This is a genomic window from Longimicrobium sp., assembly GCF_048594345.1.
GTDB lineage: Bacteria > Gemmatimonadota > Gemmatimonadetes > Longimicrobiales > Longimicrobiaceae > Longimicrobium.
The window spans coordinates 12,202-35,546 of record NZ_JBMDXM010000038.1; the positions used below are offsets into that span (position 1 = coordinate 12,202).

18 protein-coding genes are annotated in these 23,345 nt (G+C 69.4%); 14 read left to right on the forward strand and 4 right to left on the reverse strand.

Features of this window, described 5'->3' with window-relative positions:
* Positions 1-432: 432 nt before the first annotated feature.
* Both ACOJUJ_RS04350 and ACOJUJ_RS04355 read left to right on the forward strand, forming a co-directional pair.
* Positions 433-1,107, forward strand: a complete 675-nt coding sequence (locus ACOJUJ_RS04350) for an RHS repeat-associated core domain-containing protein (protein WP_420125625.1) — start codon at positions 433-435, stop codon at positions 1,105-1,107.
* Complete coding sequence (locus tag ACOJUJ_RS04355; protein ID WP_420125626.1) at positions 996-1,259, forward strand: DUF7710 domain-containing protein; 264 nt, start codon at positions 996-998, stop codon at positions 1,257-1,259. The genes ACOJUJ_RS04350 and ACOJUJ_RS04355 overlap by 112 nt, the downstream gene beginning before the upstream one ends.
* Before the next feature lie 225 nt (positions 1,260-1,484).
* Here the strand turns inward: ACOJUJ_RS04355 and ACOJUJ_RS04360 are convergent, their stop codons facing one another.
* Positions 1,485-2,372, reverse strand: a complete 888-nt coding sequence (locus tag ACOJUJ_RS04360; RefSeq protein ID WP_420125627.1) for a phosphodiester glycosidase family protein — start codon at positions 2,370-2,372, stop codon at positions 1,485-1,487.
* A 309-nt stretch (positions 2,373-2,681) separates the two neighbouring features.
* Between ACOJUJ_RS04360 and rocF the strand changes: the two genes are divergently transcribed.
* From rocF to ACOJUJ_RS04410, 10 genes are all read left to right on the forward strand, one after another.
* The gene (gene rocF, locus ACOJUJ_RS04365) at positions 2,682-3,593 is read left to right on the forward strand and encodes an arginase (RefSeq protein ID WP_420125647.1); all 912 of its coding nucleotides are present in this window, start codon (positions 2,682-2,684) and stop codon (positions 3,591-3,593) included.
* 19 nt (positions 3,594-3,612) lie between these two features.
* Positions 3,613-4,155 carry a class I SAM-dependent methyltransferase gene (locus ACOJUJ_RS04370; protein ID WP_420125628.1) on the forward strand — a complete coding sequence of 181 codons (543 nt, stop codon included), beginning with the start codon at positions 3,613-3,615 and terminating at the stop codon, positions 4,153-4,155.
* Positions 4,156-4,346: 191 nt separating this feature from the next.
* Positions 4,347-4,934, forward strand: a complete 588-nt coding sequence (locus ACOJUJ_RS04375; protein ID WP_420125629.1) for a DUF305 domain-containing protein — start codon at positions 4,347-4,349, stop codon at positions 4,932-4,934.
* Between the two features lie 59 nt (positions 4,935-4,993).
* Complete coding sequence (locus tag ACOJUJ_RS04380; protein WP_420125630.1) at positions 4,994-6,778, forward strand: LVIVD repeat-containing protein; 1,785 nt, start codon at positions 4,994-4,996, stop codon at positions 6,776-6,778.
* A gap of 240 nt (positions 6,779-7,018) precedes the next feature.
* Entirely contained in the window at positions 7,019-8,689 is a 1,671-nt protein-coding gene (locus tag ACOJUJ_RS04385) for an ABC-F family ATP-binding cassette domain-containing protein (protein ID WP_420125631.1), read from the forward strand.
* 171 nt (positions 8,690-8,860) lie between these two features.
* Positions 8,861-10,186 carry a hypothetical protein gene (locus ACOJUJ_RS04390; protein ID WP_420125632.1) on the forward strand — a complete coding sequence of 442 codons (1,326 nt, stop codon included), beginning with the start codon at positions 8,861-8,863 and terminating at the stop codon, positions 10,184-10,186.
* A 647-nt stretch (positions 10,187-10,833) separates the two neighbouring features.
* The gene (locus ACOJUJ_RS04395) at positions 10,834-11,469 is read left to right on the forward strand and encodes a L,D-transpeptidase (protein ID WP_420125633.1); all 636 of its coding nucleotides are present in this window, start codon (positions 10,834-10,836) and stop codon (positions 11,467-11,469) included.
* A 300-nt stretch (positions 11,470-11,769) separates the two neighbouring features.
* Positions 11,770-13,638: an ATP-binding protein gene (locus ACOJUJ_RS04400; protein ID WP_420125634.1), complete on the forward strand. Its 1,869-nt coding sequence runs from the start codon at positions 11,770-11,772 to the stop codon at positions 13,636-13,638.
* 32 nt (positions 13,639-13,670) lie between these two features.
* The gene (locus ACOJUJ_RS04405; protein ID WP_420125635.1) at positions 13,671-15,155 is read left to right on the forward strand and encodes an RAD55 family ATPase; all 1,485 of its coding nucleotides are present in this window, start codon (positions 13,671-13,673) and stop codon (positions 15,153-15,155) included.
* Positions 15,152-15,541: a response regulator transcription factor gene (locus tag ACOJUJ_RS04410; RefSeq protein WP_420125636.1), complete on the forward strand. Its 390-nt coding sequence runs from the start codon at positions 15,152-15,154 to the stop codon at positions 15,539-15,541. The genes ACOJUJ_RS04405 and ACOJUJ_RS04410 overlap by 4 nt, the downstream gene beginning before the upstream one ends.
* A 274-nt stretch (positions 15,542-15,815) precedes the next feature.
* Here ACOJUJ_RS04410 and aceK read toward each other — a convergent pair whose 3' ends face one another.
* Both aceK and ACOJUJ_RS04420 read right to left on the reverse strand, forming a co-directional pair.
* Positions 15,816-17,633 (reverse strand): bifunctional isocitrate dehydrogenase kinase/phosphatase, encoded by a 1,818-nt coding sequence (gene aceK / locus ACOJUJ_RS04415; RefSeq protein ID WP_420125637.1) that lies wholly within the window; start codon positions 17,631-17,633, stop codon positions 15,816-15,818.
* A 194-nt stretch (positions 17,634-17,827) separates the two neighbouring features.
* Entirely contained in the window at positions 17,828-18,382 is a 555-nt protein-coding gene (locus ACOJUJ_RS04420) for a hypothetical protein (protein ID WP_420125638.1), read from the reverse strand.
* A 797-nt stretch (positions 18,383-19,179) separates the two neighbouring features.
* Between ACOJUJ_RS04420 and ACOJUJ_RS04425 the strand changes: the two genes are divergently transcribed.
* Both ACOJUJ_RS04425 and ACOJUJ_RS04430 read left to right on the forward strand, forming a co-directional pair.
* A complete protein-coding gene (locus ACOJUJ_RS04425) occupies positions 19,180-21,486 on the forward strand; it encodes a spermidine synthase (RefSeq protein WP_420125639.1) in 2,307 nt (768 codons plus the stop codon).
* Between the two features lie 208 nt (positions 21,487-21,694).
* A complete protein-coding gene (locus ACOJUJ_RS04430; RefSeq protein WP_420125640.1) occupies positions 21,695-21,859 on the forward strand; it encodes a hypothetical protein in 165 nt (54 codons plus the stop codon).
* Positions 21,860-22,120: 261 nt separating this feature from the next.
* Here ACOJUJ_RS04430 and ACOJUJ_RS04435 read toward each other — a convergent pair whose 3' ends face one another.
* On the reverse strand, positions 22,121-23,176 hold the full coding sequence (locus tag ACOJUJ_RS04435) for a hypothetical protein (RefSeq protein WP_420125641.1): 1,056 nt from the start codon (positions 23,174-23,176) through the stop codon (positions 22,121-22,123).
* Positions 23,177-23,345: the final 169 nt, after the last annotated feature.

Consider the following 23,345-nt stretch of genomic DNA (forward strand, 5'->3'; position numbering starts at 1 on the left):
CTCGGGCAATCGATGGGTATGGGCGAGAAATCGGCGCTGCACCAGAAAGCCTCCGTGGGCCACGCATATGGGCTCGGACCGCCGACGGCGGGTTGCAAGACCTCTGGGGGAGTGATGTCCGGTATCAAGTGAACGGCGAGGAGTTCGAACTTACTTCCGCGGGGCCCGATCGGAACTTGGATACGGCCGACGACATCATCGTCAGGGCTGCGATTGGGAGCGGTGTAGCATGCGAATTCAGAACGGAGTGGGGCGAGCAACGATGTGTTGAGCCCACTCCGGCGTGCTAGTGCATCTCCACAAGAGGAAGTGTTTAAAGTAAACACGAACTGCTAACTTGAGTCACTGCTGTCCGGTGAAACGGGCGGAAGTTTTCTTGTAAGCTGATGCGGATGTGCGCTTTGCGCCGCTTCCGCTAGCGTGACAATTTGGATGAGCGAGGGTCCCGGCTCGAGTTCACGCGCCGCTGAGCGTGATCCGGCAGGGTACGTTTCGGTGAACGTTACGCCGGTCCCACACACGGACTACCGCGGCGCGTACCATGCGGCCAGCACGTCCAAGGCCAAGATGTACAACTGCGGGCCAAACGATCCATGCCTGTACGTGTTGTGGCCCAAGCCCTATTGGGGCAGCTACTTCAAGGGCGGTGATCCGGCGGCGGGCGACTGGGCGGGAAGCCTGATCCGTGGCCAGCAGGACATCAGCGGCCTGATGTACCGCCGCAACCGCTACTACGACCCGATAACAGGCCAGTTCACCCAGTGCGACCCCATCGGCATCGCGAGCGGGCTGAACACGTACGGGTTCGTGGCGGGGGGATCCGGTGCGTTTCCATCGAGAGCCGATTCGGACGCAGTCGAGCGTGCGAAGTGCATTGCGGCGTTTCAGAACGGGTCGCACGGCGCGCTCAGTGGTAGAGCGACGATTGCCGCCCTGTTGTTCGCTATCCTTTTGTTCGGCTGGACTGCATCGAATCAAGTTTGGGACAGCGTCACATGTGGATATGGGTGTTCAACGGCGAGGGACGCAGCTTGCCCTCGGGCGTGTTTTCAACACGCGAGCGTGCTGAAGCTTGGATCGCCCAGCATCGTCTCTCCGGATTGTTGACCGCGTATCCAGTCGATGCGGGAGCGCTGGACTGGGCGATTGCAGAAGGTCACTACTCGCCCAGGAGGGAGATCACCGCTGGATTCAGGGCCGGTTTCACTTCCGGTGCCCAGGAGCACTATCATTTCAACGATGGCCTGCGCACCGGTTGATCCACTACCGAAGTCAACGACTCTCTCCGCACCAAAGGTTCGTATCGAACCCGCCTCAAGCGTCCGACAGCAGATCTCTCAGTCGGCGCCGGAAACCGGAGTGGAAGACGGTTCGGTGCGGCGCCTCCTTCGAAATTACAGTCGGGGCGTGCGGGTGCTCCATCCTCGAGGTCGCCGCAGCCCCGGCCGCTTCAGCCCGTAGCCTGCGCGATCCGCGCCAGGGTGTCAGTTCGCGATCACGAACAGGCCGTCGTACACGCGCCGCTCGGCGCAGCCGGTGGCGGAGGGGCAGTTGACCACGCCTCCGTTCGGCTGGCCGGCGACCCACATGGTGGTGGATCCGCCCCCGTCCAGGTTCATCGCGTCGGCCGCGCCGAGGGTTACGAGGAAGTTGGCGAAGCCGGAGAGCGTGAGGCCTGGCTTGTCGACGGTCACCAGCAGCAGGTGTCCGGCGGTGTCCACGGCCACGGCGGTGCGAGGATGCGCGCTGCCGATCCACGGGAACGCCTGCGTGGTGTCCGTCAGCGCCACCGGCTGGCCACCCTGCACCAGCGTGGGCCCCGCGCCGATGGCGTAGGGCATCCCGGTCCACGGCGTGTTGGGCGAGAGTACGGTGAAGTGCGTGCCGCCCTGCAGGTCGATGCCAAAGGCGCTGCGTGGCGCCCTGCAGTTGGTGGACGACCACGTGCCGGGGATCTGCAGCAGGCTCGACGGGCGGTACGCCGGGCAGCTGCCGCTCTGGCACGCGCCGCAGATGTCGTCGCTCCCCGCGTTCAGGAAGAATCCGCCGTTCACCCCCGCCACCGCCTGCGGGGTGTTCGCGCCCATGTCGCTGACCGTGTGGTACGTGCTGTCGTCCGGCCGGACCGGGAGCACCCGCACCGCCGTGTTGGCGAGATCCACCTCCACCACGTTCACCAGCACGGTCTGCGGCGTGGAATCCGGAAGGGAGAGCGTCGCGCGGCGCCATACCACGCCCGCGGCCACCGTGTCCGCGCACCACGGGTTGCAGAGCGGCAGGGACGTCGGCGCGACGGCACCCGCGCGCGGGGCGGGGGAGCAGTTGGCGAGAACGGCGGCGAGCAGCGCAAGCGCGGCGGGATGGATGCGCATCGGGGATCTGGGAGGACGGTGGGGGACTGGGCGGAAGGACGAGCCTGATTCTATGCGCCGCGCCAGGTCTCCGCACCCGGCTCGCGGTCGGCGGCTCCAACAGCCGGCTTTGGACAAATCCGATGAAGGTGGGCAACGCGCCTCGACGGGCCGCGGCGGAGCATCCACCCCGATCCGCGCCGCTGTACGAGCCGGTAGCCCGGTCCTTGCCTGCGCCGCCCTCCGCCGAAACATTCTCGGCCCACGCAGCGTCTTCAACCGTTCCGCACACGGCGGGGACGCGAAGCACCGCATCATCCGAAACCGACAATCGTGCACGTAGACCTGATCGGCGTTCCGCTGGACTTTGGCGCCGGGCGGCGAGGGGTGGACATGGGGCCCAGCGCCATCCGCTACGCGGACCTGCAGCTGGCGCTGGAGGGCCTGGGCCTTCCCGTGTCGGACCTGGGCAACATTCCCGTGCCCGTGCGCGAAAGCTGCCCGCCGGGCGACTCGACCCTCAAGTACCTGGAGCCGATCGTCGAGGTGCAGGCGCGCCTGGCCGACCGCGTGGCGGCCAGCGTGGAGCAGGGGCACTTTCCCCTGGTCCTGGGCGGGGACCACAGCCTGTCCGCCGGCTCGGTGATGGGCGCGCTGCGGCACCGCCGGCTGGGCCTCATCTGGCTGGACGCGCACGGCGACTTCAACACGGACCAGACGTCGCTCTCCGGCAACATCCACGGAATGCCGCTGGCCGCGCTCTGTGGGCGGGGGGCGGAGCCGCTGGTTACGCTGGCCGGGCGCGAGGCGTTGGGACCCAAGCTGCAGCCGCGCAACGTGGCCGTGGTGGGCGTGCGCGACCTGGACGTGGAGGAGCGGACGCTGATGCGCGCGGCCGGCGTGAACGTGTGGTCCATGGAGGCCATCGACCGCGTGGGGATCCGCGAAGTGATGCGGCAGGCCATCGAGGCGGCGTCGCAGGGCACCGAGGGCATCTGGCTCAGCCTGGACCTGGACGTCCTGGACCCCACCTTCGCCCCCGGTGTGGGCACGCCGGTGATGGGCGGGCTGAACTACCGCGAGGCGCACCTGGCGGTGGAGCTGGTGGCGGAGACGGGGCGGCTGCGGGGGATGGACCTGGTGGAGGTGAACCCGATCATGGACCGGGAGAACGCCACGGGAAAGCTGGCCGTGCAGCTTGCCGCGTCCGCGCTGGGCAAGCGCATCTGGGACGCCCCGTGACGCGCCGCACGCTCGGCGGATGACCGACACGGACGCGCTGGATCTGCTGCGCGCCGCCGTCCCCGCGGCGGATGGCGAGGTGTGGGCTGACCTGGGCGCGGGTACGGGCGTGTTCAGCCGTGCGCTGGCGATGCTCGTAGGCCGCGCGGGGCGGGTGATCGCGGTGGATCGGGATGCGCGGGCGCTGGCGTCCCTGCTCCGCGGGCGGCGCCATCCGCCCCGCGTCCCGGCCGCGCCGGTGGAGGGACGGGTGGGGGACGTGACGGGGCCGCTGGCGCTGCCGGTGCTGGACGGGGTGGTGATGGCCAACGTGCTGCACTTTGTCGCCGACGCGCGGGGAGCGCTGCTGAACGTCGCGGGGATGCTGCGGCCGGGCGGACGGCTGGTGCTGATGGAATACGAAGGGCGGCGGCCGGGCCCGTGGACACCGTACCCGGTGGACTTCGACCGCTTCGTGGAACTCGCGCCGGCCGCCGGGTTTACCCTTCCCACCCGGGCCGCCCGGCGCCCATCTCGTTTTGGGGGAGAGATTTACGTCGCCGTGGCCGTGCGCGCGGGATAGCGGACATCGCGCCCGTCGTCGTCCGGGCGGCGGGGTGGGAGCGGAAATTCCGCGAAACGTCGGGAAAAATGCCGCCTTGCGAGGCGTTGCGGGCGAACCCATTGTTGGCGGCGCCGGCGAACGGACGAACGTTCGGCGGGCCATCGAGGAGCAGGAACAGGATGAGGCAGGGAAGCAGATCGTTTCGATGGATGCGGGCCGCCGGCCTGCTGCTCTCCGTCGCCTACGCGGCGTGCGGGGCGGGGACGGCGCAGGCGCAGGCCGTCGCGGGGCCGCGGCACGGCGAAGCGGACGTGCGGTTCGTGACGGGGATGATCGCGCACCACGGGCAGGCGCTGGAGATGGTGGCGCTGGTCCCCGGCCGCGCGACGCGCGACGACGTGCGGATGATGGCGGAGCGCATCGCCGTCTCGCAGCGGGACGAGATCGCGCTGATGGAGCGCTGGCTCACGGCTCGCGGCGAGCCGGTGCCGTCCGCGGACAGCGCGCACGCGCACCACGGCCCCGGCCACGTGATGGCGGGGATGCTCACGCCGGAGGAGATGCAGCGGCTTGCCGCGGCGTCGGGCGCGGAGTTCGACCGGCTGTTCCTGGAGTTGATGATCCGCCACCACGAGGGCGCGCTGGCCATGGTGGCGGAGCTGTTCGGCACCCCCGGCGGGGGGCAGGAGTCGGCGGTGTACCACATCGCCAGCGAGGTGGAGGCCGACCAGCGGATGGAGATCGACCGCATGCGCACCATGCTCGCCGGGCCGCTGAACGGCTCCCGTCCCCGCTGACCGGCGAAGGACGGACGCGAACGAGGTCCCGTATCAACACACTTCAAGCAGAGACCAGGATGAGAACGGAAACGGTGGCTGGACGGCCGCGTGACCGATGGACCGCCCGCGCGCCGCTGGCCGCGCTGGCGGCGGCGCTGCTCGCCACGGGCGCGCAGGCCCAGGACGCCCGCGACCCGCGCATCGGCCTGCGGGCGGGGTGGGACGACGCGGGCGTGGCGGTTCGCGGCATGGAGCTGGTGTCGCACACCAACCGGCCGGCGGGCTTCTTTAACCCCGCCGAGCGGGCCGACTTCGGGTTCGCGAACACCGACATGGCGTTCTCGGGCAGCCGCGTGTACATCGGCAGCTACAACGGCTTTCAGATCTACGACATCAGCGACCCGGCCCGTCCGCGGCTGCGGGGCTCGCTGGTCTGCCCCGGCGGCCAGGGCGACGTGTCGGTGCACGGCAACCTGCTCTTTCTGTCGGTTGAAGAAACGCGCGGGCGGCTGGACTGCGGCGCGCAGGGGGTGCAGGGGGCGGTGAGCGCGGAGCGCTTTCGCGGCGTGCGCATCTTCGACATCAGCAACCTGGACCGGCCGCGGCAGGTGGCGTCGGTGCAGACGTGCCGCGGCTCGCACACGCACACGCTGGTGCCGGACCCGCGCGACGCGTCCAGGGTCTACATCTACGTGCAGGGTACGAGCGGCGTGCGCCCGGCGGAAGAGCTGCAGGGGTGCTCGGCGCGCAACAGCACCGAAGACCCCAACACCTCGTACTTTCGCATCGAGGTGATCGAGGTGCCGCTGGCCCGTCCGCAGGCCGCGCGCGTGGTGAACGCGCCGCGCATCTTCGCCAACGCGCAGACGGGCGCCATCAACGGCCTTAACCAGGGCGGCCGGCAGGGGCCCAACGCGCAGGAGACGGCGCAGACCAACCAGTGCCACGACATCACCGTCTATCCGGAGATCGGGCTGGCGGCGGGGGCGTGCGCGGGGAACGGCATCCTGCTGGACATCAGCAACCCCGCCAACCCGGTGCGCATCGACGAGGTGGTTGACCCCAACTTTGCGTACTGGCACTCGGCCACGTTCAACAACGACGGCAGCAAGGTGCTGTTTACGGACGAGTGGGGCGGCGGCAGCGCGCCGCGGTGCCGCGCGACCGACCGGCCGGAGTGGGGCGCCGACGCCATCTTCACCCTGAACAACCGCGAGCTGCGGCAGGTGGGCTACTACAAGCTGCCGGCGGCGCAGACGGAGCAGGAGAACTGCGTGGCGCACAACGGATCGCTGATCCCGGTGCCGGGGCGCGACATCATGGTGCAGTCGTGGTACCAGGGTGGCATCTCCATCTTCGACTTCACCGACCCCGCCAAGCCGGTGGAGCTCGCCTTCTTCGACCGCGGGCCGTACAGCACCACGCAGCCGGTGCTGGGCGGGTTCTGGTCGTCGTACTGGTACAACGGCCACATCTACGGCACGGAGATCGGCCGCGGGCTGGACGTGTTCCGCCTGGTGCCCGGCCCCATGCTGACGCAGAACGAGATCGACGCGGCCAAGACGGTGCGGTGGAGCGAGTTCAATCCGCAGAACCAGCGCCGGGTGACGTGGCCGGCCAGCTTCGTGGTCGCTCGCGCGTACGTGGACCAGCTCACGCGCAGCCGCGGGCTTTCGGGCACGCGCAGCATTCGCGTGGCGCGCGACCTGGACGCGGCCGAGCGGCTGACCGGCGCCCGCCGCCGCACCGCCCTGACGACGCTTGCCACGCAGCTTGACGCCGACGCGCAGTCCTCCGGCGACGCCGCCAAGGTGCGCATGCTGGCGGGTGTGGTCCGCGACCTGGCGGCCGGCCGCCGCTGACGCGCTACAAGTCTCGCGCGGAGACACGGAGGTCGCGGAGGCGCGGAAAAAGATTCGGCACGCAGAGGGGCGGAGCAACGGAGAAGGTTCATCTCCGCTGCTCCGCCCCTCTGCTTTTTCTCCGTGAAATCCCACTCTCCATCTCCTCTCCGCGCCTCCGCGCCCTCCGCGTCTCCGCGTGAGAACACCGTTTCTTGAGGCGGGGGCAGCGAATCGGGCGAATTTCGTTTATATTGAGGGATGATCTCCGTATCCAACCTCGAAAAGTCATACGGCGACCGCGTGCTGTTCGCGGACGCATCGTTCCAGCTGAACCCGGGCGAGCGCTACGGCATCGTGGGCGCCAACGGGTGCGGCAAGACCACGCTGCTCAACATCCTCAGCGGCGACGCGCAGGCCACGAAGGGGCTGGTCTCCATCCCCAAGTCGGCCCGCCTGGGCGTGCTGCGCCAGGACCAGTTCCTGTACGAGGAGCAGCAGATTCTTGAGGTGGCGCTGATGGGCCACCCGGAGCTGTGGGACGCGATGGTGGCCAAGGAGGAGCTCTTGGCCAACGCCCACATCGAGTTCGACGTGGACCGCTTCAGCGAGCTGGAAGAAACGGTGCAGCGGCTTGACGGCTACACCGCTGAGGCGCGCGCGGCCACCATCCTGGAAGGCCTGGGCCTGCCCACGGAGGTGCACCGGCAGCCGCTCTCCACGCTATCCGGTGGCTTCAAGCTGCGCGTGCTGCTGGCCCAGGTGCTGGCGGGTTCGCCGGACGTGCTGCTGCTGGACGAGCCCACCAACCACCTGGACATCCTTTCCATCCGCTGGCTGGAGAAGTTCCTTTCGGACTTTGCCGGCCCGGTCGCCGTGGTGTCGCACGACCACCGCTTTCTGGACAACATCTCCACGGGCATTCTTGACGTGGACTACCAGACGGTGACGCTGTACCACGGCAACTACTCCGACTTCCTCGAGCAGAAGGTGGAGAACCGGGAGCGCAAGGAAAAGGAGATCGAGGGGCGGCAGAAGGAGATTGCGCACGCCCAGAAGTTCGTCGACAAGTTCAAGGCCAAGGCGAGCAAGGCCCGGCAGGCGCAGAGCAAGGCCAAGATGATCGAGCGCAAGGTGGAGGAGATGGAAGAGCTCCCCGGCAGCTCGCGCCGCTACCCCAAGTTCAAGTTCGAGCCCAAGCGGACCAGCGGAAAGGAAGTGCTCAAGATCGACGGCGTCACCAAGGCGTTCGGCGAAAAGGAGGTGCTTCCCGGCGTAAGCCTGCAGGTGAGCCGTGGCGACCGCCTGGTGATCATGGGTCCCAACGGCATCGGCAAGAGCACGCTGCTCAAGATCCTGATGGGCCAGCTTTCCGCGGACCAGGGCAAGGTGGAGTGGGGATATGAGACGCGCCCCGGCTACTTTGCCCAGGACCACCACGAGCAGCTGAGCGACCCGGAGCGCTCGGCGGAGCAGTGGCTGTGGGACTTTTGCCCCGGCGCCAACCGCGGATTCGTGCGCGGTGCGCTGGGCGCCATGCTCTTTTCCGGCGACGCGGCGGAAAAGCGCCTATCCGCCCTCTCCGGCGGCGAGGCGGCGCGGCTGGTGTTCAGCCGGCTGTCGCTTGAGCAGCCCAACGTGCTGGTGCTGGACGAGCCCACCAACCACCTGGACCTGGAGTCCATCGAGGCGCTGGTGGTGGCGCTGCAGAACTACGAGGGCACGCTCATCCTGGTGTCGCACGACCGCTGGTTCGTGGGGCAACTGGCCACGCGCATCGTGGAGATCAGCCCCGCCGGCATCCGCGACTATCTGGGCACGTACGAGGAGTACGTCCACGCCTGCGGCGACGACCACCTGGACGCCGACATGGTGGTGCTGAAGGCGAAGCGCGACGCGAAGAAGGAGCGCAAGCGCGAGCTGGTGGGGTAAAAGAAGTACGAAAGTACGAGGGTACGAAAGTACGTAAAGGACGCTTGGCGACAGCTGGGTACGATCCGGTAACATACTCTTGTCCCCGTACTTTCGTCCCTCCGCACCTTCGTACTTCCGTACTTCCGTACTCTCGTACTTTCGTACTTTCGTACCCTCCGTCTCCCCCCCATGACCGCCAATCCCACCGTGTGGGGCCGCATGGTCGCCCGGCTGCAGGGCGAGGTGCCCGCGACCACGCTGGAGGCGTACCGCCGCGCCAGCCTGCAGGTGTTCGAGCTGATGGACCAGGTAGAGGCGCGGCGCAGGGCGGGCGCGGCCGGCGGGCTGAACCCGTGGACGGTGCCGGCGGCCACGCGCGCGGAGTTCCTGTGCGCGTGGAACGCCTTTGCGCTGCAGACGCTGGGCAACGACCTGCTGGACGCGGACTACGCGGCGGTGCCCGTCACCGCCGGCTTTGTTCCGCCCATCACCGCGGACCAGGTACTGCGCTTTTTCTCGCAGGTGGAAGCGTGGGTGAACCGCGCCCAGCAGGCGCGCGCCAACCCCGGCTACGTGCTGGACGTGAGCGTGCCGGCGGACCTTCCGTCATGGAGCCGGGTGAAGCCGGTGCCCACCACGCACCTGCGCGGGCTTATCCACGCCATGCAGGCGGTGGCCGACCACGCCTCCGCCGCGCTGAGCTTTCTTCCCGCCGAGGCACCCGGCGAGGGGGAGCAGCAGGCGCAGATCAACCGCATCCATCAGCTGTACGCGTCGGCGCAGAGCAAGGCGCGCTACGCCGCCGACCTGCACGGGGCCGCCCCCACGCGCGAGCTGCACGGCCGGGTGGAGCCCCACGTCCGCGCCGCCATCGAACTGTTCTACCAGGTGGGGCAGCTGATCGCGGATCCCACGCTGGCCACGGAAACCGCCGTGGCGCGGCCGGACCCCAGGCCGGCGCCCGCCGTGGCGCCCCCGGATCCGCCGCGTTCGCCGCTGGTGCCCGCGCCCCCGGCGCCGCCGCACGCTTCCGATTCTGCCCTGGAGGCGTGGTCTGCCCTGGAAGAGTGGGCCGGCCCGCACAGGCGCAGCGCGCTGCCGGGAAAGCCCGGGTTTGACCTGTGGGCCCTTACCGACCCCGTGGCGCGCCACACGCTGGAGCGCGACCCGGAGGCCAAGCGGGCGCTGCGCAAGATGTGGAAGATGGATCCGCGCCCCGCGCGCACCCTGGCCGTGCACGACGAGATCAGGGCCGCGTTCGGGCGCGGCGACATCGCCTACGCCGGCAACGGCACCACGCGCGTGGGCCACTTTCACTGCTGTCCGTGGAGCCCCGTCTTCGTCGCCAGGCGCAAGGTCAGCATCGGCGGAACCAGGGTGCGCGCGATGGAGCAGTTCGTCTACGACGTGGGCTGGAGCCACGCCGAGGGAACGTTCCGCCGCCGCATCGTCGTCGGCGCCTTTCAGGAAACCAGCAAGGTGGAGTACGGCCCCCACCGCCTCTCCGCAAAGTAGCGGCTCCGTCCGCGGAGCGGTGGGCGATCCGGAACCCGTACGCGATGGGATTCTCAGGGGTCCGGGATATCGATCCCCTTCCGCGAAACCGCACGTGCGCGGGCGGTCGTTGCGGCCAAAATCGCCCCCACCACCCGGGAAGCTGACATCTGGCGGCCACGATCCAGCGTTCGCGTCCGTCTCGCCAACGTCCGACTAGTTACATTAGAACGAATCCCGATGATCATCGTGCACCCGATCCCGATCAGGGAAAAGACTTGTCGCACACGGGGTCAAGGGGCTCATCGGTTTTGATCTTTACCGTTGACCTCGTTGACCCCGTGTGAGATATCGATTCTGGAGGTGAAACTGGTGTTCACCTGGATTCGCCACGAGTGCACAACCAACCGCGAGAAGCGGTACTAGACAAAGCAGCGACTCGTCCCACCCCGCTAACCCGTTGCAACCAAAAGCGGTAGCAGAACCGCGCCCGGCCCGTGGATGAAACCGCGGGCCGGGCGGGTGCGTTGTGTCGCCAAGGTTGACGCGGCGGTGTTTCGGTCGTCAATATGGGTCCAGGCGCCGCGCGGACGGGGTGGCACGATCCTGGCCTTCCCTCAGGGCAAGCGCTGGATACACAACCGGTTGCAACACGGAAGAGGTGGCTGATGCGGAACAAATGGGTATGGATCGCGGCGGTGCTGGTGGCGGCCGCGCCGGCGGCGGAAGCGCAGCGGCCGCAGCGGACGGTGCCGCGCGACACCGGCCTCATCCTGGGCTCCGTGGAGGCGGCGATCCGCACCCCGGTGCGGCGCATGGAGAACATGGCCGTGGTCGTGGACCTGTCCGACCGGCGGCTGTACGTCACCAGCGGCAACACGGTAGTGCGCGAGTACATGGTGTCGGTGGGCGAGGAGGGCGAGTTCGACACCCCCGACGGGCAGTTCACCATCCAGCGGATGATCTGGAACCCGTCGTGGACGCCGCCGCCCTCGGCGTGGGCGCGCGACAAGAAGCCCGAGGCGCCCGGCTCGCCCGGCAACCCCATGGGGCGCGTGAAGATGTTCTTCCGCGAGCCGGACTACTACATTCACGGCACCGGCCTTACCAGCTCGCTGGGCAACGCGCGCTCGCACGGCTGCATCCGCATGCGCAACATCGACGCGGTGGAGCTGGCGCGCATCCTGATGATCAACGGCGGCGCCGACCGGCCGCTGGAGTGGTACGAGCAAACGCTCCAGAACGCCACCACGTCGCGCAACGTGACGCTTACGCGCCCCGTGACCATCCGGGTGCGGGCGTAAAGGACGGGGAACGAGGGATGAGACCGGCGCGGTCCGGCTCCGTCCCTTCGTCCCAGGGCGACGCGGCGACACGGAATGGCCGTGCAGGCTCCGTGTAACTCGTCCGCCGCCCGTTGCCCTTACATTACGGAGACCCTCCGGCGATGCCGGGGGGTCTCCGCGCTTCCCGCGTGGCACATGGCTCGCGTTGGTGCCGGCCGCGGCAGGCGCGCGGCGGCCGTCGGAAGTCTGTGACAACAGGGGATCGCACGCCGGTCCCGCCGGAGCTTCCGGCCACGCCTTTTTCTTCGGATTGAACCGTTGCGCCGCCATTCCCATCCGCCCGTTCCCAGCGACGCCCCCGTCCCCGACGTGGAGCGGATCCGGCAGCGCGTGGAGCAGCTGCAGCCCGCCGCGGGCGGCGCGGCGGCCGCCGCGGTGTTCGCCGAGCTGCACCGCGTGCTGGACGACCTGCACATCCAGCGCGAGCTGCTGGACAGCACCCGCCGCCGGCTGCAGGTGGAGCGTGAGCAGCTTGCGGAGCTGTTTCGCCTGGCGCCGGACGGGTACCTGGTCACCGATCCCTACGGCGTGATCCAGGAGGCCAACCGCGCCGCCTGCACCCTGCTGGGCGAGCCTGAGGGCGGGCTGGCCGGCGAGGCGCTGGCCGCCTACCTGACCCCCGCGCGGCGGCCGCAGCTGGAGCGCCGGCTGGCGGGGCTGCGCCGTGGCGAAGAGGGCGCCGCGTGGGAGATGCGCCTTTCCCCGCGCGGCGGCGCCTACGTGGACGCCGAGCTCGCCGCGGGGCCCGTGCACGAAGGCGACTCGCTGATCGGCGTGCGGTGGATGCTGCGCGACCTGACCGCCATCCGCCGCGAGGAAACCGCCGCCCGCCGCCTGTGGGAGGAGCAGGCCGCGCGCGCGCACGCCCAGGCCGCCGAGCGCCGCAACGCCTTTCTGGCCGAGGCGGGGGAGATGCTGGCCGCTTCGCTGGACTACGAGGGCACCCTGGCCAGCGTGGCGCGCCTGGCCGTTCCCCGTATCGCCGACTCGTGCATTGCGTACGTGCTGGAGGACGACGGCCGCGTGCGCCGCCTGGGGGTGGCGCACGCGGACCGCGCGCGCGAGCAGGCGCTGCGCGCCCTGCTGGAGCGCCGCCCCTTCGACACCCGCTCGCTGGTGCGCCCCGTCGCGCGCGTGTTGCGCACGGGCGAGGCGGAGCTGATCCCCGAGATCACCGGGCGGGATGGGGACGCGCCGTTCGGGGTGGACGAGGCGGAGTGGAACGAGGCGGACCTGGCGCCGCGCTCGCTCCTGGTGGTCCCGCTCCGCGTCCGCGACCGCATTCTGGGCGCGCTAAGCCTGGGGTGGAGCGAAACGGGCAGGTACACGCCGGACGACCTGTGGCTGGCCCGCAAGCTGGCCGAGCGTGCCGCGCTGGCCCTCGAGAACGCCCGGCTGCACCGCGAGGCGCGCCGCGCCAGCGAGGCCAAGTCGGCGTTCCTGGCCGCCATGTCGCACGAGTTCCGCACCCCGCTCACCGCCATCGTGGCCTTTGCCGACCTGCTGGTGGCCGGGATCCCCGAGCCCATCTCCGGCGCGCCACTCAAGCAGGCGGAGCGCATCCTGGACGCGTCGCGGCACCTGGCGGAGCTCATCGAGCAGGTGCTCACCTTTTCCCGGCTGGATTCGGAGCGCGAGCGGGCGCAGGCGGAGCCGGTGGACCTGGGCGCGCTGGCCCGCGACACCGCCGCCCTGGTGCAGCCGCTGGCCGAGCAGAAGGGGCTGCGGATGACGGTGGACGTCCCGGCGGCCGGGCCCGTGGTGACGACGGACGCCAACAAGGTGCGTCAGGTGCTGTTCAACCTGCTGGGGAACGCCGTCAAGTTCACGGAGCGGGGCGAGGTGCGGCTGGCCATCCATCCCGCCGCCGGCGGGGTGACGCTGGAGGTGCACGACACGGGCGAGGGGATCGCCCCCGCGGACCTGCACCGCATCTGGGAGCCGTTCTGGCAGGCCGCGCGGCCGGAGACGGGGCGGCCGCCGGGGACGGGACTGGGCCTGGGCATCGTGCGGCAGCTGGTGCGGGTGCTGGGCGGCGAAATCCACGCCCGCAGCGAGCCGGGGCGGGGAACGGCGTTCGTGGTGCGGCTTTCCGCCGCGCCGGCGGACGGACAGGGGGCGGCGTGAGGCGGGATCACCCGGTACGGATGGACGGAGCCATGGAGCAGGATCACAGGGAAGGCGGCGTTTCCTACGCCACGCAGATCCCCACGGGCGTGCCGGGGCTGGACCGGCTGCTGAACGGGGGGCTGCGCCGCGGCGCGCTGCACGTGGTGCTGGGCGGCCCCGGCGCGGGAAAGAGCGTGCTGGCGCACCAGGTTGGCGCGCACCTCATCCGCCAGGGCGGCCGGGTGCTGTACCTGACGGCGCTGGTGGAGACGCACCAGACCCTGCTGTCGCAGGCGCGCACCTTTCGCTTCTTCGACCCCGCGGTGGTCCCCAACGCGTTCTACTACGCCAGCCTGTACCCGGTGCTGGCGCGCGACGGGCTTACCGGCGCGCGCGAGGAGATCGGCCGGCTGGTGGCGCACCACGACCCCACCCTCGTGATCCTGGACGGGGTTCACGCGCTCAAGATTACGGCGTCGTCCAAGCTGGAGTACCAGCGCTTCATGCACGAGATGGAGGCGCAGGCCACCGTCAGCGGCGTGACCACGCTGATGCTGACGCACCCGGAAGGGTCCATGTCGTCGGACCCCACCTTCACCATCGCCGACGGCATCCTGCACCTGCGGGCGGACGAGGTGGGGATGCGCACGGTGCGGATGATGTCGGTGGAAAAGCTGCGCGGCGTACCGCACCTGGGCGGGTGGCACACCTTCGCCATCCGCCAGGAGGGGATGCACATCTACCCCCGCCTGGAAGCACTCACGCTGGGGATGGAGGCGATGGCCGGCGGCACGGAGACGGGGGACGGCTCCGATCCGCGGGTGGACTTCGCCATCGACGGGCTGGGGAAGATGCTGGGCGGCGGCGTGCCCCGCGGCTCGGCCACGGTGGTCATCGGCACGCCGGGGTCGGGAAAGACGCTGGCGGGGCTGGCGTTCCTGAGCGCCGGGGTGGACGCGGGAGAGCCGGGGCTGTTCTTTGGCTTTCACGAGGGGCCGGAGTCGCTGTGCCGCAAGGCGGACGGCGTGGGGCTTTCCTTTCGCCGCGGGGTGGAGTCGGGGGTGATCCGCGCGTACTGGCGTGCGCCCACGGAGATGCTGGCGGACGAGGTGGCCGAGCGGCTGCTGGCGATGGTCGAGGAGCACGGGATCCGGCGCGTGGTGATCGACGCCATCGAGGACATTCGCCACGCGGTGGTCCCCGCCAGCCGCGAGATGCCGTTTCTTTCCGCGCTGGCCAACCTGCTGCGCCACCGAGGGGTGACCACGGTGATGCTGCTGGACCTTACGCGCATCGCCGGCATCAACTTCGACCTGCCGCTGCCGGAGTTTGCGGCGGTGATGGACAACGTGCTGCACCTGCGCTTCGTGGAGCAAAAGTCGGAGCTGCACCGCATGGTGGCGGTCCTCAAGATGCGCGCGGGGCCGCACGACCACGCCATGCGCGAGTTCCGCATCTCGGCCAGGGGGCTGCAGGTGGGCAAGCCGTTCGATCACCGTGAGCTGGTGCTTACCGGGCTGGCGCTGCCCCGGTGACGGAGCCCACGGCGGCCTCCCCGCGCGTGCTGGTGGTGGACGACGAGCCCGCCATCACCACGCTGCTTGCCGAGATGCTGGCGTACGCCGGGTTTGGCGTGCTGCACGCGCATGGCGGCGCGGCGGCGCTCACGCTGGCGCGCACGGAGCGGCCGGACGTGATCCTGATGGACGTGATGATGCCGGACCTGGATGGCCGCGACGCCTGCCGCGCGCTCAAGATGGACCACGCGCTGCAGCACATTCCCGTCATCCTGTTCAGCTCCGCGGACGAGCGCGACGTGCACTGGCGGGGCGCGGGCGCCGACGCCTTTTTGCAGAAGCCCTTCAGCATCCGCGCCCTCCCCGCGTTTGTCCGCTCGGTGCTCGCGAACGGATCCTCCTGAAGCGGTTGTCTACGACTGAGGTGCACGCCCAATCCGCGGGAAACCACCGCTGGAAATCTTGCGGCCGGTGTCATTCTGACTCTGAGGGAGGCGCGCGCTCAACCCCTTGCGGTGTGCACCATCGCCTGTGCGCCGACCGAAGAATCTTTACGATGGGCGCACGATCCCGTCGGCTACGTAGGCCACGACGCGAGGGGCCCGCCCGTTTCCGATAGAGATTCTTCGGTCGGCGCCAAAGTCTTTCGTGCAAGCAGAGTACGGCGCGGCGCCTCCCTCAGAATGACATCGATCTTCCAGACGCAGGTTCCGGGTCCGAAAGGCGCAGCCGGCGGGTCTGGGGATAGGGGTAGAAGTCGGGGATCTCGCCCGTTTCCTGGCGGCGCTGCATGCCGCTCCAGAAATCCACCGTAAGCAGGTCGCCGTGCTCGCGCAGAAAGATCTCGCGCAAGGGGCCGGCGGGGACCAGGAACGGCAGCCACTGCTCGGGAAACACGTCCTTCTCATCCACCGAAAAGAACGGCTCCGCGCTCATCTCCTCATCCTCGTTGCGCGCGGCGGGGAGTGCGCGAAAGCGGACGTCGATGAGCAGCGCCAGCTCGTCGTAGTCGTAAAAGATCACCCGCCCGTGGCGCGACACGCCAAAGTTCTTCAGCAGCAGGTCGCCGGGAAAGATGTTGGCGCACGCCAGGTCGCGGATGGCGTTGCCGTACTCGATCACCGCCGCCTCGGCCGCTTCCGGCTCGCTCTCGCGCAGGTAGATGTCCAGCGGGCGCAGCCGCCGCTCGGTGTACAGGTGCTTGATGACGATGCGGTCGCCATCCTCGATCACGCTGGCGCGGGCGCGGGTCAGCAGCTCGTCCAGGATGTCGGGATCAAAGCGGTCGCGGGGAAACCGCAGGTGCTCGAACTCCTGCGCGTCCGCCAGCCGCCCCACGCGGTCGCGCGCGAACACCAGGCGGTATCGGTCCATCACCTGCTCGCGGTCCACGTCCTTGGGCGCGCCGAACACGTCGCGGATCACCTTGAAGACCACGTTGTAGCCGCGCAGGGTAAAGACAATCATCACCAGCCCGCGCACCCCCTCCGCTCGCATGAACCGCGCGTCGGGGTCCGTAAGGTGCTCCGCCAGCTCGCGGTACAGCTCCGTCTTGCCGTGGCGGTTGTGGCCGATGGAGGTGTACAGCTCGTGCACCGGCTTGGCGGGCATCAGCGTGCGCAGAAAGGCGACGGTGTCGCGCGGCCGCCGCGTGTCCGCGTGGAAGTACGATCGCGCGAAGCTGAACACGCGGTGCACCTCGTCCGGGTCGGTGAGCACGGCGTCCGGCCGCACGCCCTCGCGCCGGTTCTCCAGCGGCACCACCAGCGGCTTCACGTCTTCCGACGCCAGCCGTACGCGCGCCACCAGGTACGCCGCCTTGTTGCGGTAGAACAGGAACGGCAGCGCCTCCGCTGCCTGGACGCCGTCCGCCTCCGCCGCCAGCTGCTCGCGCGCCGCTTCCGCACACAACGCGGCGTCTGCCTCGACGTCCGCGAACGCGTCCAGCATACCCGTCCCGCGGAAAAGCTCGATGAACAGCGCCGCGGTCACGCCGTCCGCCTCGATCGCGCGGTGCAGCGGTCCGTCGCGGCCCTCCTTGCGCGGGTCGATGGCCTCGGCGGTGAACTCGGTGCGCGCGTCCACGCCGCGCGTCCCCAGCACCCGCCGCACCACGGAGTTGAAGAACGTTCCCGCCACTTCCGCGTCGCCCCGCCCCAGCACCAGCCGCTGAAAGCGAGTCTTAAACTCCGCGTCGTCCTCGCCCTCCGGCCGCCGCAGCCGTCCGCGCAGCCCCGCCACCGCCCGGTCGACCGCCGCGGCGTACAGCGTAAGCCGCTCCGCCGCGTCGCGCTGCCCGTCCCGCCAGTCGCGCCGCAGAAAGCGCCCCTCCGCGCGCCGGGTGACCTCCAGGAACCCGTCGAGGTACGCCTGATACGCGTCCAGGATCTCCGCCGCGGCATCGACGGAGGACGACGGCGGATCGATGGCGTCGGGCGCTTCGGCGGCGGCGGTCTGCATCAGCAAAACAAAAGCGGGGTGGATGACGACGGTCATCCACCCCAAAGCACGATCGGCGCCAGCGGGGGGCCCTCCCCGGCCCCTCCCCACTCGTTCCTCGCGGAGAGGGGAGCGTTCGTTCCCGCTTGGACGAGCCTCAAGTCGCCACCACCCCTCTCCCGCGCAGTTTGCGGGAGAGGGGTCGACCGCCGTTGCGAGGAACGAGCAAAAGGCCGGTCGGGGGTGAGGCCCTACCGCACTCGGAATCCGATGGAATCCAGCCAGCGCGACAGCTGCATGGCCGCGGGCGAGGTGTTGTGGCTCTCCCAATCACCCTGCTGGCTCAGGAACACCTCGCGATACACGCCGGCCGCGTCCGGCAGGTAGCAGCGCCGGACGGTATCGCCCATGTCGGCGCCCCGGTCTCTGCGTTCGGAGAGCGCGCCGTCGCGGGCCTGCAGCACCTGCGTGTGCCGCCGCGACATTTCCGCGGCCGGGACGGTGCCGGCGGGCGTGCGGCCGGGGGCGTACCGGGCCAGCAGCCTCTGCTCCGTCAGCGAGTCGGCGGGCACCCGCAGCAGCGCCTGGTCGCCGCTGTCGTGCCGAAAGCTGAACACCGCGCCCGCGCTGTCGACGTAGATGCCGCGGTGCTGGTAGCTCCACGCGTGGTTGGTGTGGCTGCGCTCACAGTAGAACGACGGCGCGCCGGAGGGTGTCTCCGCGGGCTCCGGCGTCCCCGCCCGCGCCGACTGGCATCCGCAGAGCAGAAGGACGATCGCAGCGTTTTGCAGGCGTGATCTGATCAAGCAATGCCTTTCGTTGGAGAAACTGATGCGCACGATACTCTGCATCGGTAACGAATCGCGCAACGATGAACTTGTGGGACGAGCCTGCGGGAATGGGCGAGTCCTTGCCCTCAGCCTCAAACGCCTCACCCGATGCGATGATTTCCCGAGGGAGCGCCACGCGGAAGGTGAACGCACACAACCCCGTGCGCGCGACTGAAGGATCTCGTCTGCCCAACACAGATATTGCCCAAACTCACCTGATCCCGTTTGAGGCCAGCTGTCATCCTGAGGGAGCGCACACCCATAACTCTCATGTATACAAAAGCTTGCGCGCGACCGAAGGATCTTCGTCGGGGCGCTCGAGGCCTAGCCCTCGCGAGCCGTTCAAGTCCCTCGGTGCTGCAGACGAGATCCTTCGGTCGGCGCCAGGCTGCATCGTATGAGAAGGTTGTGCGCGGCGCCTCCCTCAGGAGATCAACGGCTTGGTTGGCTTCTTACTCTATCTGGATGGCGGACTCTGCGGCTCAGCGGCTCGAGGAACGGTAACGAGCGGGTGGAGAGTCGATTTCCCAGTCGGCGCCGACGCGCGGGGTGGCGGATGGTCAGGTTCGGGTGCCTCCTCCGAAAGGACGGGTCGTGGTGTGGCGGCATGCATCCCAACGGGCTGACGCAGCCGCGGGTCCGATGGTGTATCCCGCGTCTCCGCACAAGATCCAATCGATTTTTCATCGGCGGGGCATCGCGGGGAGGGGGAGGGGGCGCGTAGAATGTGGCTACGCATCGCAGCAGTTTCCATCGACCGAGAAGAAGTCCGCTTGAGCTCGCATTCCGCTCCGCTTGCGGCGCCGGCCGCCGCACCGCCCGCATCCGCGCGCAGCCGCACCGCCGGGCTGCTGGCCGCGTACACGGCCGCGGTGTTCCTGAGCGCGTTTCTGCTGTTCCTGGTGCAGCCGCTATTCGGCAAGATGGTGCTGCCGCTGCTGGGCGGATCGCCCGCGGTGTGGAACACCTGCATGCTCTTTTTTCAGGCCGCGCTGCTGGGCGGCTACCTGTACGCGCACGTCAGCTCGTCGCGGCTTACGGTGCGGCGTCAGGCGATGGTGCACCTGGCGGCGCTGGCACTGGCGGCGCTGGCGCTTCCCGTAAGCCTGCGCAGCGCGGCGCCGGAAGGGGGCGCGGCGCCCATCCCCTGGCTGCTGGGGGTGATGGCGCTCACCGTGGGCGCACCGTTCCTGGTGCTGAGCGGCACCGGGCCCATCCTGCAGCGCTGGTTTTCGCGCAGCGGCCACGCGCAGGCGGCGGATCCGTATCACCTGTACGCCGCCAGCAACCTGGGAAGCGCGCTGGCCCTGATTGCGTATCCCCTGCTGATGGAGCCGCGGATGCGCCTGGCTACCCAGAGCGCCACGTGGACGGCGGGCTACGCCGTGCTGGCCCTGCTGATCGCCGGGTGCGCCGCCCTGATCTGGAGGACGGCGGACGCGCCCGCTCCGGCGCCTGCGCTTGATTCGGTTGATACAGCGGCGCCAGGCGAATCTGATGGTTCGGCCGATTCGGGCGGGGCGACGAGCGCGGTCGCCGATGCGCCGGCCGCGCGGGTGACGCTGCGGGAGCGGATGATCTGGACGGGGCTCGCCTTTATTCCGTCCAGCCTGCTGCTGGGCGTTACCACGTTCATCACCACCGACCTAAGCCCGGCGCCGCTGCTGTGGGTGCTGCCCCTGGCGCTGTACCTTCTGAGCTTCACCTTCGTCTTTGCGCGCCGCCCCCTCATTCCGCACGAGTGGATGGTGGCGGTCCACCCCTCCGCCATCGCCATCGCGGTGCTGCTGCTGACGGCCGGGTACGTAAAGAAGCCGGCGTTCGCCGTGCCGATGCACCTGCTGGCGCTGTTCATCATCGCCATGGCGGCACACGGCGAGCTGGCGCGGCGGCGTCCCCACGTGCGGCACCTGACGGAGTTCTACCTGTGGATCTCGGTGGGCGGCGTGCTGGGCGGCGTGTTCAACGCGCTGGTGGCGCCCGTGGCGTTCAACGAGATCTGGGAATATCCCATTATCCTTACGCTGGCGTGCCTGGCGCGGCCCTGGCCGGAGGCGCGGATCCCGTTGCGCGGGCATTTGATGTTTGCCGTGCGGGCGGCGGCGTTCGCGTGGGGACTGCTGTACCTGGCGGACAACCAGGAGATGCGCCCCTGGCTCTTTCTGCTGATGGCCGCGGTGCTCATCAACCTGCTGAACGCGCTGCTGGGGCGCGCGCCGCTGTGGCTGGCGGCGTGCATTGGCGTGGTGCTTCTGGTGCGCGCGTCGTCGGTGGTGAACGAGGACGGGGTTCTGCTTTCGGAGCGCACCTTCTTCGGGCGCTACAAGGTGGTGGAGTACCAGCACAACGGCGGATTTCACGTGCTGAGGCACGGCAGCACGCTGCACGGCGCGCAGAGCCTGGAGCCGTACCGCCGCCGCGAGCCGCTGACGTACTACCTGATGCACGGGCCGCTGGGCAAGGTGTTCGCCGTCACCGCCGACCGCGCCGGCCGCCGCCGCGTGGCCGTCGTAGGTCTGGGGACGGGGACGACCGCCGCCTACGCGCGCCAGGGCGAGGACTGGACGTTCTACGAGATCGATCCGGGGATCGAACGCATCGCGCGCGACACGGCGTACTTCAGCTACCTGGCCGATTCGCCGGCGCGCACGCGGGTGGTGCTGGGCGATGCGCGGCTGTCGCTGGCGCAGACGGACCGCACCTACGACCTGATCCTGCTGGACGCGTTCAGCTCCGACGCCATCCCGGTGCACCTGATGACGCGCGAGGCGCTGGACACGTACCTGGCGCGCCTGGCGCCGCGCGGGCTGATCGTCTTCCACATCAGCAACCGCTACCTGGACCTGGAGCCGGTGGTGGCCGCACTGGCAAAGGATCGCGGGCTGGTCACGCGTGCCGGCGTGGGCCCCCGCGACCGCCGCCCGTACGAGAGCACGTCCACCTGGATCGCCGTCGCCCGCAACGCCGCGGACCTGGGTCCCCTGACCGCCGACGCCAACTGGTGGGCCCCCCGCCTTCGCGCCGACGTGGAGCCGTGGACGGACGATTACTCCAGCCTGCTGACGGTGTTTGACTGGTGAGGGTGTGATGGTGTGATGGTGTGAGGGTGTGATGGTGTGATGGTGTGATGGTGTGATGGTGTGATGGTGTGATGGTGTGATGGTGTCCGTGGCCGCTTCTGCGCGGCCCGATGGACGCCGAGGTGGTACAAAGTTGGACACGCTTGACAGTCTGCGAGTCTGGCGGTATTTTCCAGCACGCGTTCGAACCCGACCAAGAGGTAGTCCCATGAGCACGAGGCCCACGCCTCCCCTGTCGCCCGAAGGTGTGGCGGAGATCGTTGCAGAGATGCAGCGACCTCCCGAGGACACGCCGGAGCGGCGGGCAACGTTCGACCGCGCGAGATCGGCGACCTTTCTGGCGCGGCAGGTACTGGAACAGAGTCGCGGTTGAGCCGTTGACGTTGGTTGCGGACGCGCCGGTGCGTGGGACGCCGCACACGGCCGGGCCGCCGAGTCCGCGCAGGCGGACTTCGTGTAGTTGTTGCCGCGAATTTATTCGCTCCTGCAGGCGGACGGCACGTCACCGATTCAGATTCTCAACGGGCATTATTCGCTCTGGCAGGGCGGATGGTACGTTTTCCGACCGACCGCACAACAAACGAGCCCCGCCGAGTGAAGCCGGCGGGGCTCGTCGTCATCCATCAACCGAAGATCAGGTGCCGGCCTGGGGCTCCACGATCTCCACGTCGCCACCGCCGCGCTTCTTGCGCAGCTTTACAGGCTGGCCCTGGCGGTAGCGCGCAAACTGGTCGGGAGTCACCTCGCGCTCGTACGTTTTGCCGTCGTCGTCCGTAAAGCGCAGCACGTAGCGCTGAATGCGCGCGCCCTCACGCTCGTTGCGGCCGATCCGCACCGCGGGCCAGGCCGGCTCCTTGGCCGCGTCTCCGCGCGCCCAGGCGGTGTCGTCCGGGAGCCACTTCTCGATCTCGTACGCGTACTTGGTATCGTAGATCGGCTCCTGGCGGTAGACCGGGTCCTGGTACGTCTCGTTGCGGTAGTTGGTGGTGTACTCAGGCTCCGTGCAGGTCACGTCCTCAAAGTACCCGTTGCCCATGTCGCGCTGGCCGCAGGTGTAGGTGCGCGTTCCCGTCTGCACGCGCTCGGAGACCTGCCGCGTTTTGGTCTCGTAGTGGTCCAGCACCTGGCGGTAGTCGCGGATCGCGCGGTAGCTGCGCTTCTGCCGCCCGCCCTGGGGCACGGACCAGTCCTCCTCCTGCACGGTGCGGTACTCCTGCACCTCGATGGCGCGCGACCAGTCCTTGGCCGCCACCGTGGCCGTGACCTCTACCGGCCCGTTCCACCACATCAGCCCGCCCACGATGGCCACCAGCGCCGCCGGCCCCTTCCACCGCCGCCCGCGCTTTGGCGGTGCGGTGGCGGCCAGGGCGCGCACCGGCTCCTTGGCCGGCTCGTCGAAGCGGTGCTCGTGCGTCTGCTGCCGGGGGCTGCTGCCGCGCTCGGCGCCGCAGCCGGGGCAGCGGTCCTGCGAGGCGCGCGCGCTCACGCCGCAGTGCTCGCAGATCCAGTCGGCGCCGGCGCGGGCTTGGGCCAGGCGCGCGGCGTCGGTCACCTCCGCCGCGTCGTCGGGAAGGTAGAAGCGTACGCCCTCGGGGCGCCGGTTGCCGCAGCCGGAGCACGCCAGATCGCGCCCGGGCAGCCCGGCGTTACCACACGTGGGGCAGTCCCAGCGGCCTTCGCGAATCGCCATCTCAGGGTCCAGCAGAGGGGGAACGGATGGATGCGCCGCGGCGGGGCGCCGCAGGCAGGGTGCAGAAACGTGAAGTTGCTGTAAGATGTTTCATCGCCGCGCGTTTGGGAAGCGGGGGGAACGCCTGTGCGCCTGCGGTGTCTCCTTTCCGCGTCCCCTCCAACCCCTC

Coding starts and splice junctions, on each gene's coding strand:
- ACOJUJ_RS04350 (WP_420125625.1), top strand. CDS start 433: ATGAGCGAGGGTCCCGGCTCGAGTTCACGCGCCGCTGAGCGTGATCCG.
- ACOJUJ_RS04355 (WP_420125626.1), top strand. CDS start 996: ATGTGGATATGGGTGTTCAACGGCGAGGGACGCAGCTTGCCCTCGGGC.
- ACOJUJ_RS04360 (WP_420125627.1), bottom strand. CDS start 2,372: ATGCGCATCCATCCCGCCGCGCTTGCGCTGCTCGCCGCCGTTCTCGCC.
- ACOJUJ_RS04370 (WP_420125628.1), top strand. CDS start 3,613: ATGACCGACACGGACGCGCTGGATCTGCTGCGCGCCGCCGTCCCCGCG.
- ACOJUJ_RS04375 (WP_420125629.1), top strand. CDS start 4,347: ATGCGGGCCGCCGGCCTGCTGCTCTCCGTCGCCTACGCGGCGTGCGGG.
- ACOJUJ_RS04380 (WP_420125630.1), top strand. CDS start 4,994: ATGAGAACGGAAACGGTGGCTGGACGGCCGCGTGACCGATGGACCGCC.
- ACOJUJ_RS04385 (WP_420125631.1), top strand. CDS start 7,019: ATGATCTCCGTATCCAACCTCGAAAAGTCATACGGCGACCGCGTGCTG.
- ACOJUJ_RS04390 (WP_420125632.1), top strand. CDS start 8,861: ATGACCGCCAATCCCACCGTGTGGGGCCGCATGGTCGCCCGGCTGCAG.
- ACOJUJ_RS04395 (WP_420125633.1), top strand. CDS start 10,834: ATGCGGAACAAATGGGTATGGATCGCGGCGGTGCTGGTGGCGGCCGCG.
- ACOJUJ_RS04405 (WP_420125635.1), top strand. CDS start 13,671: ATGGAGCAGGATCACAGGGAAGGCGGCGTTTCCTACGCCACGCAGATC.
- aceK (WP_420125637.1), bottom strand. CDS start 17,633: ATGACCGTCGTCATCCACCCCGCTTTTGTTTTGCTGATGCAGACCGCC.
- ACOJUJ_RS04430 (WP_420125640.1), top strand. CDS start 21,695: ATGAGCACGAGGCCCACGCCTCCCCTGTCGCCCGAAGGTGTGGCGGAG.
- ACOJUJ_RS04435 (WP_420125641.1), bottom strand. CDS start 23,176: ATGGCGATTCGCGAAGGCCGCTGGGACTGCCCCACGTGTGGTAACGCC.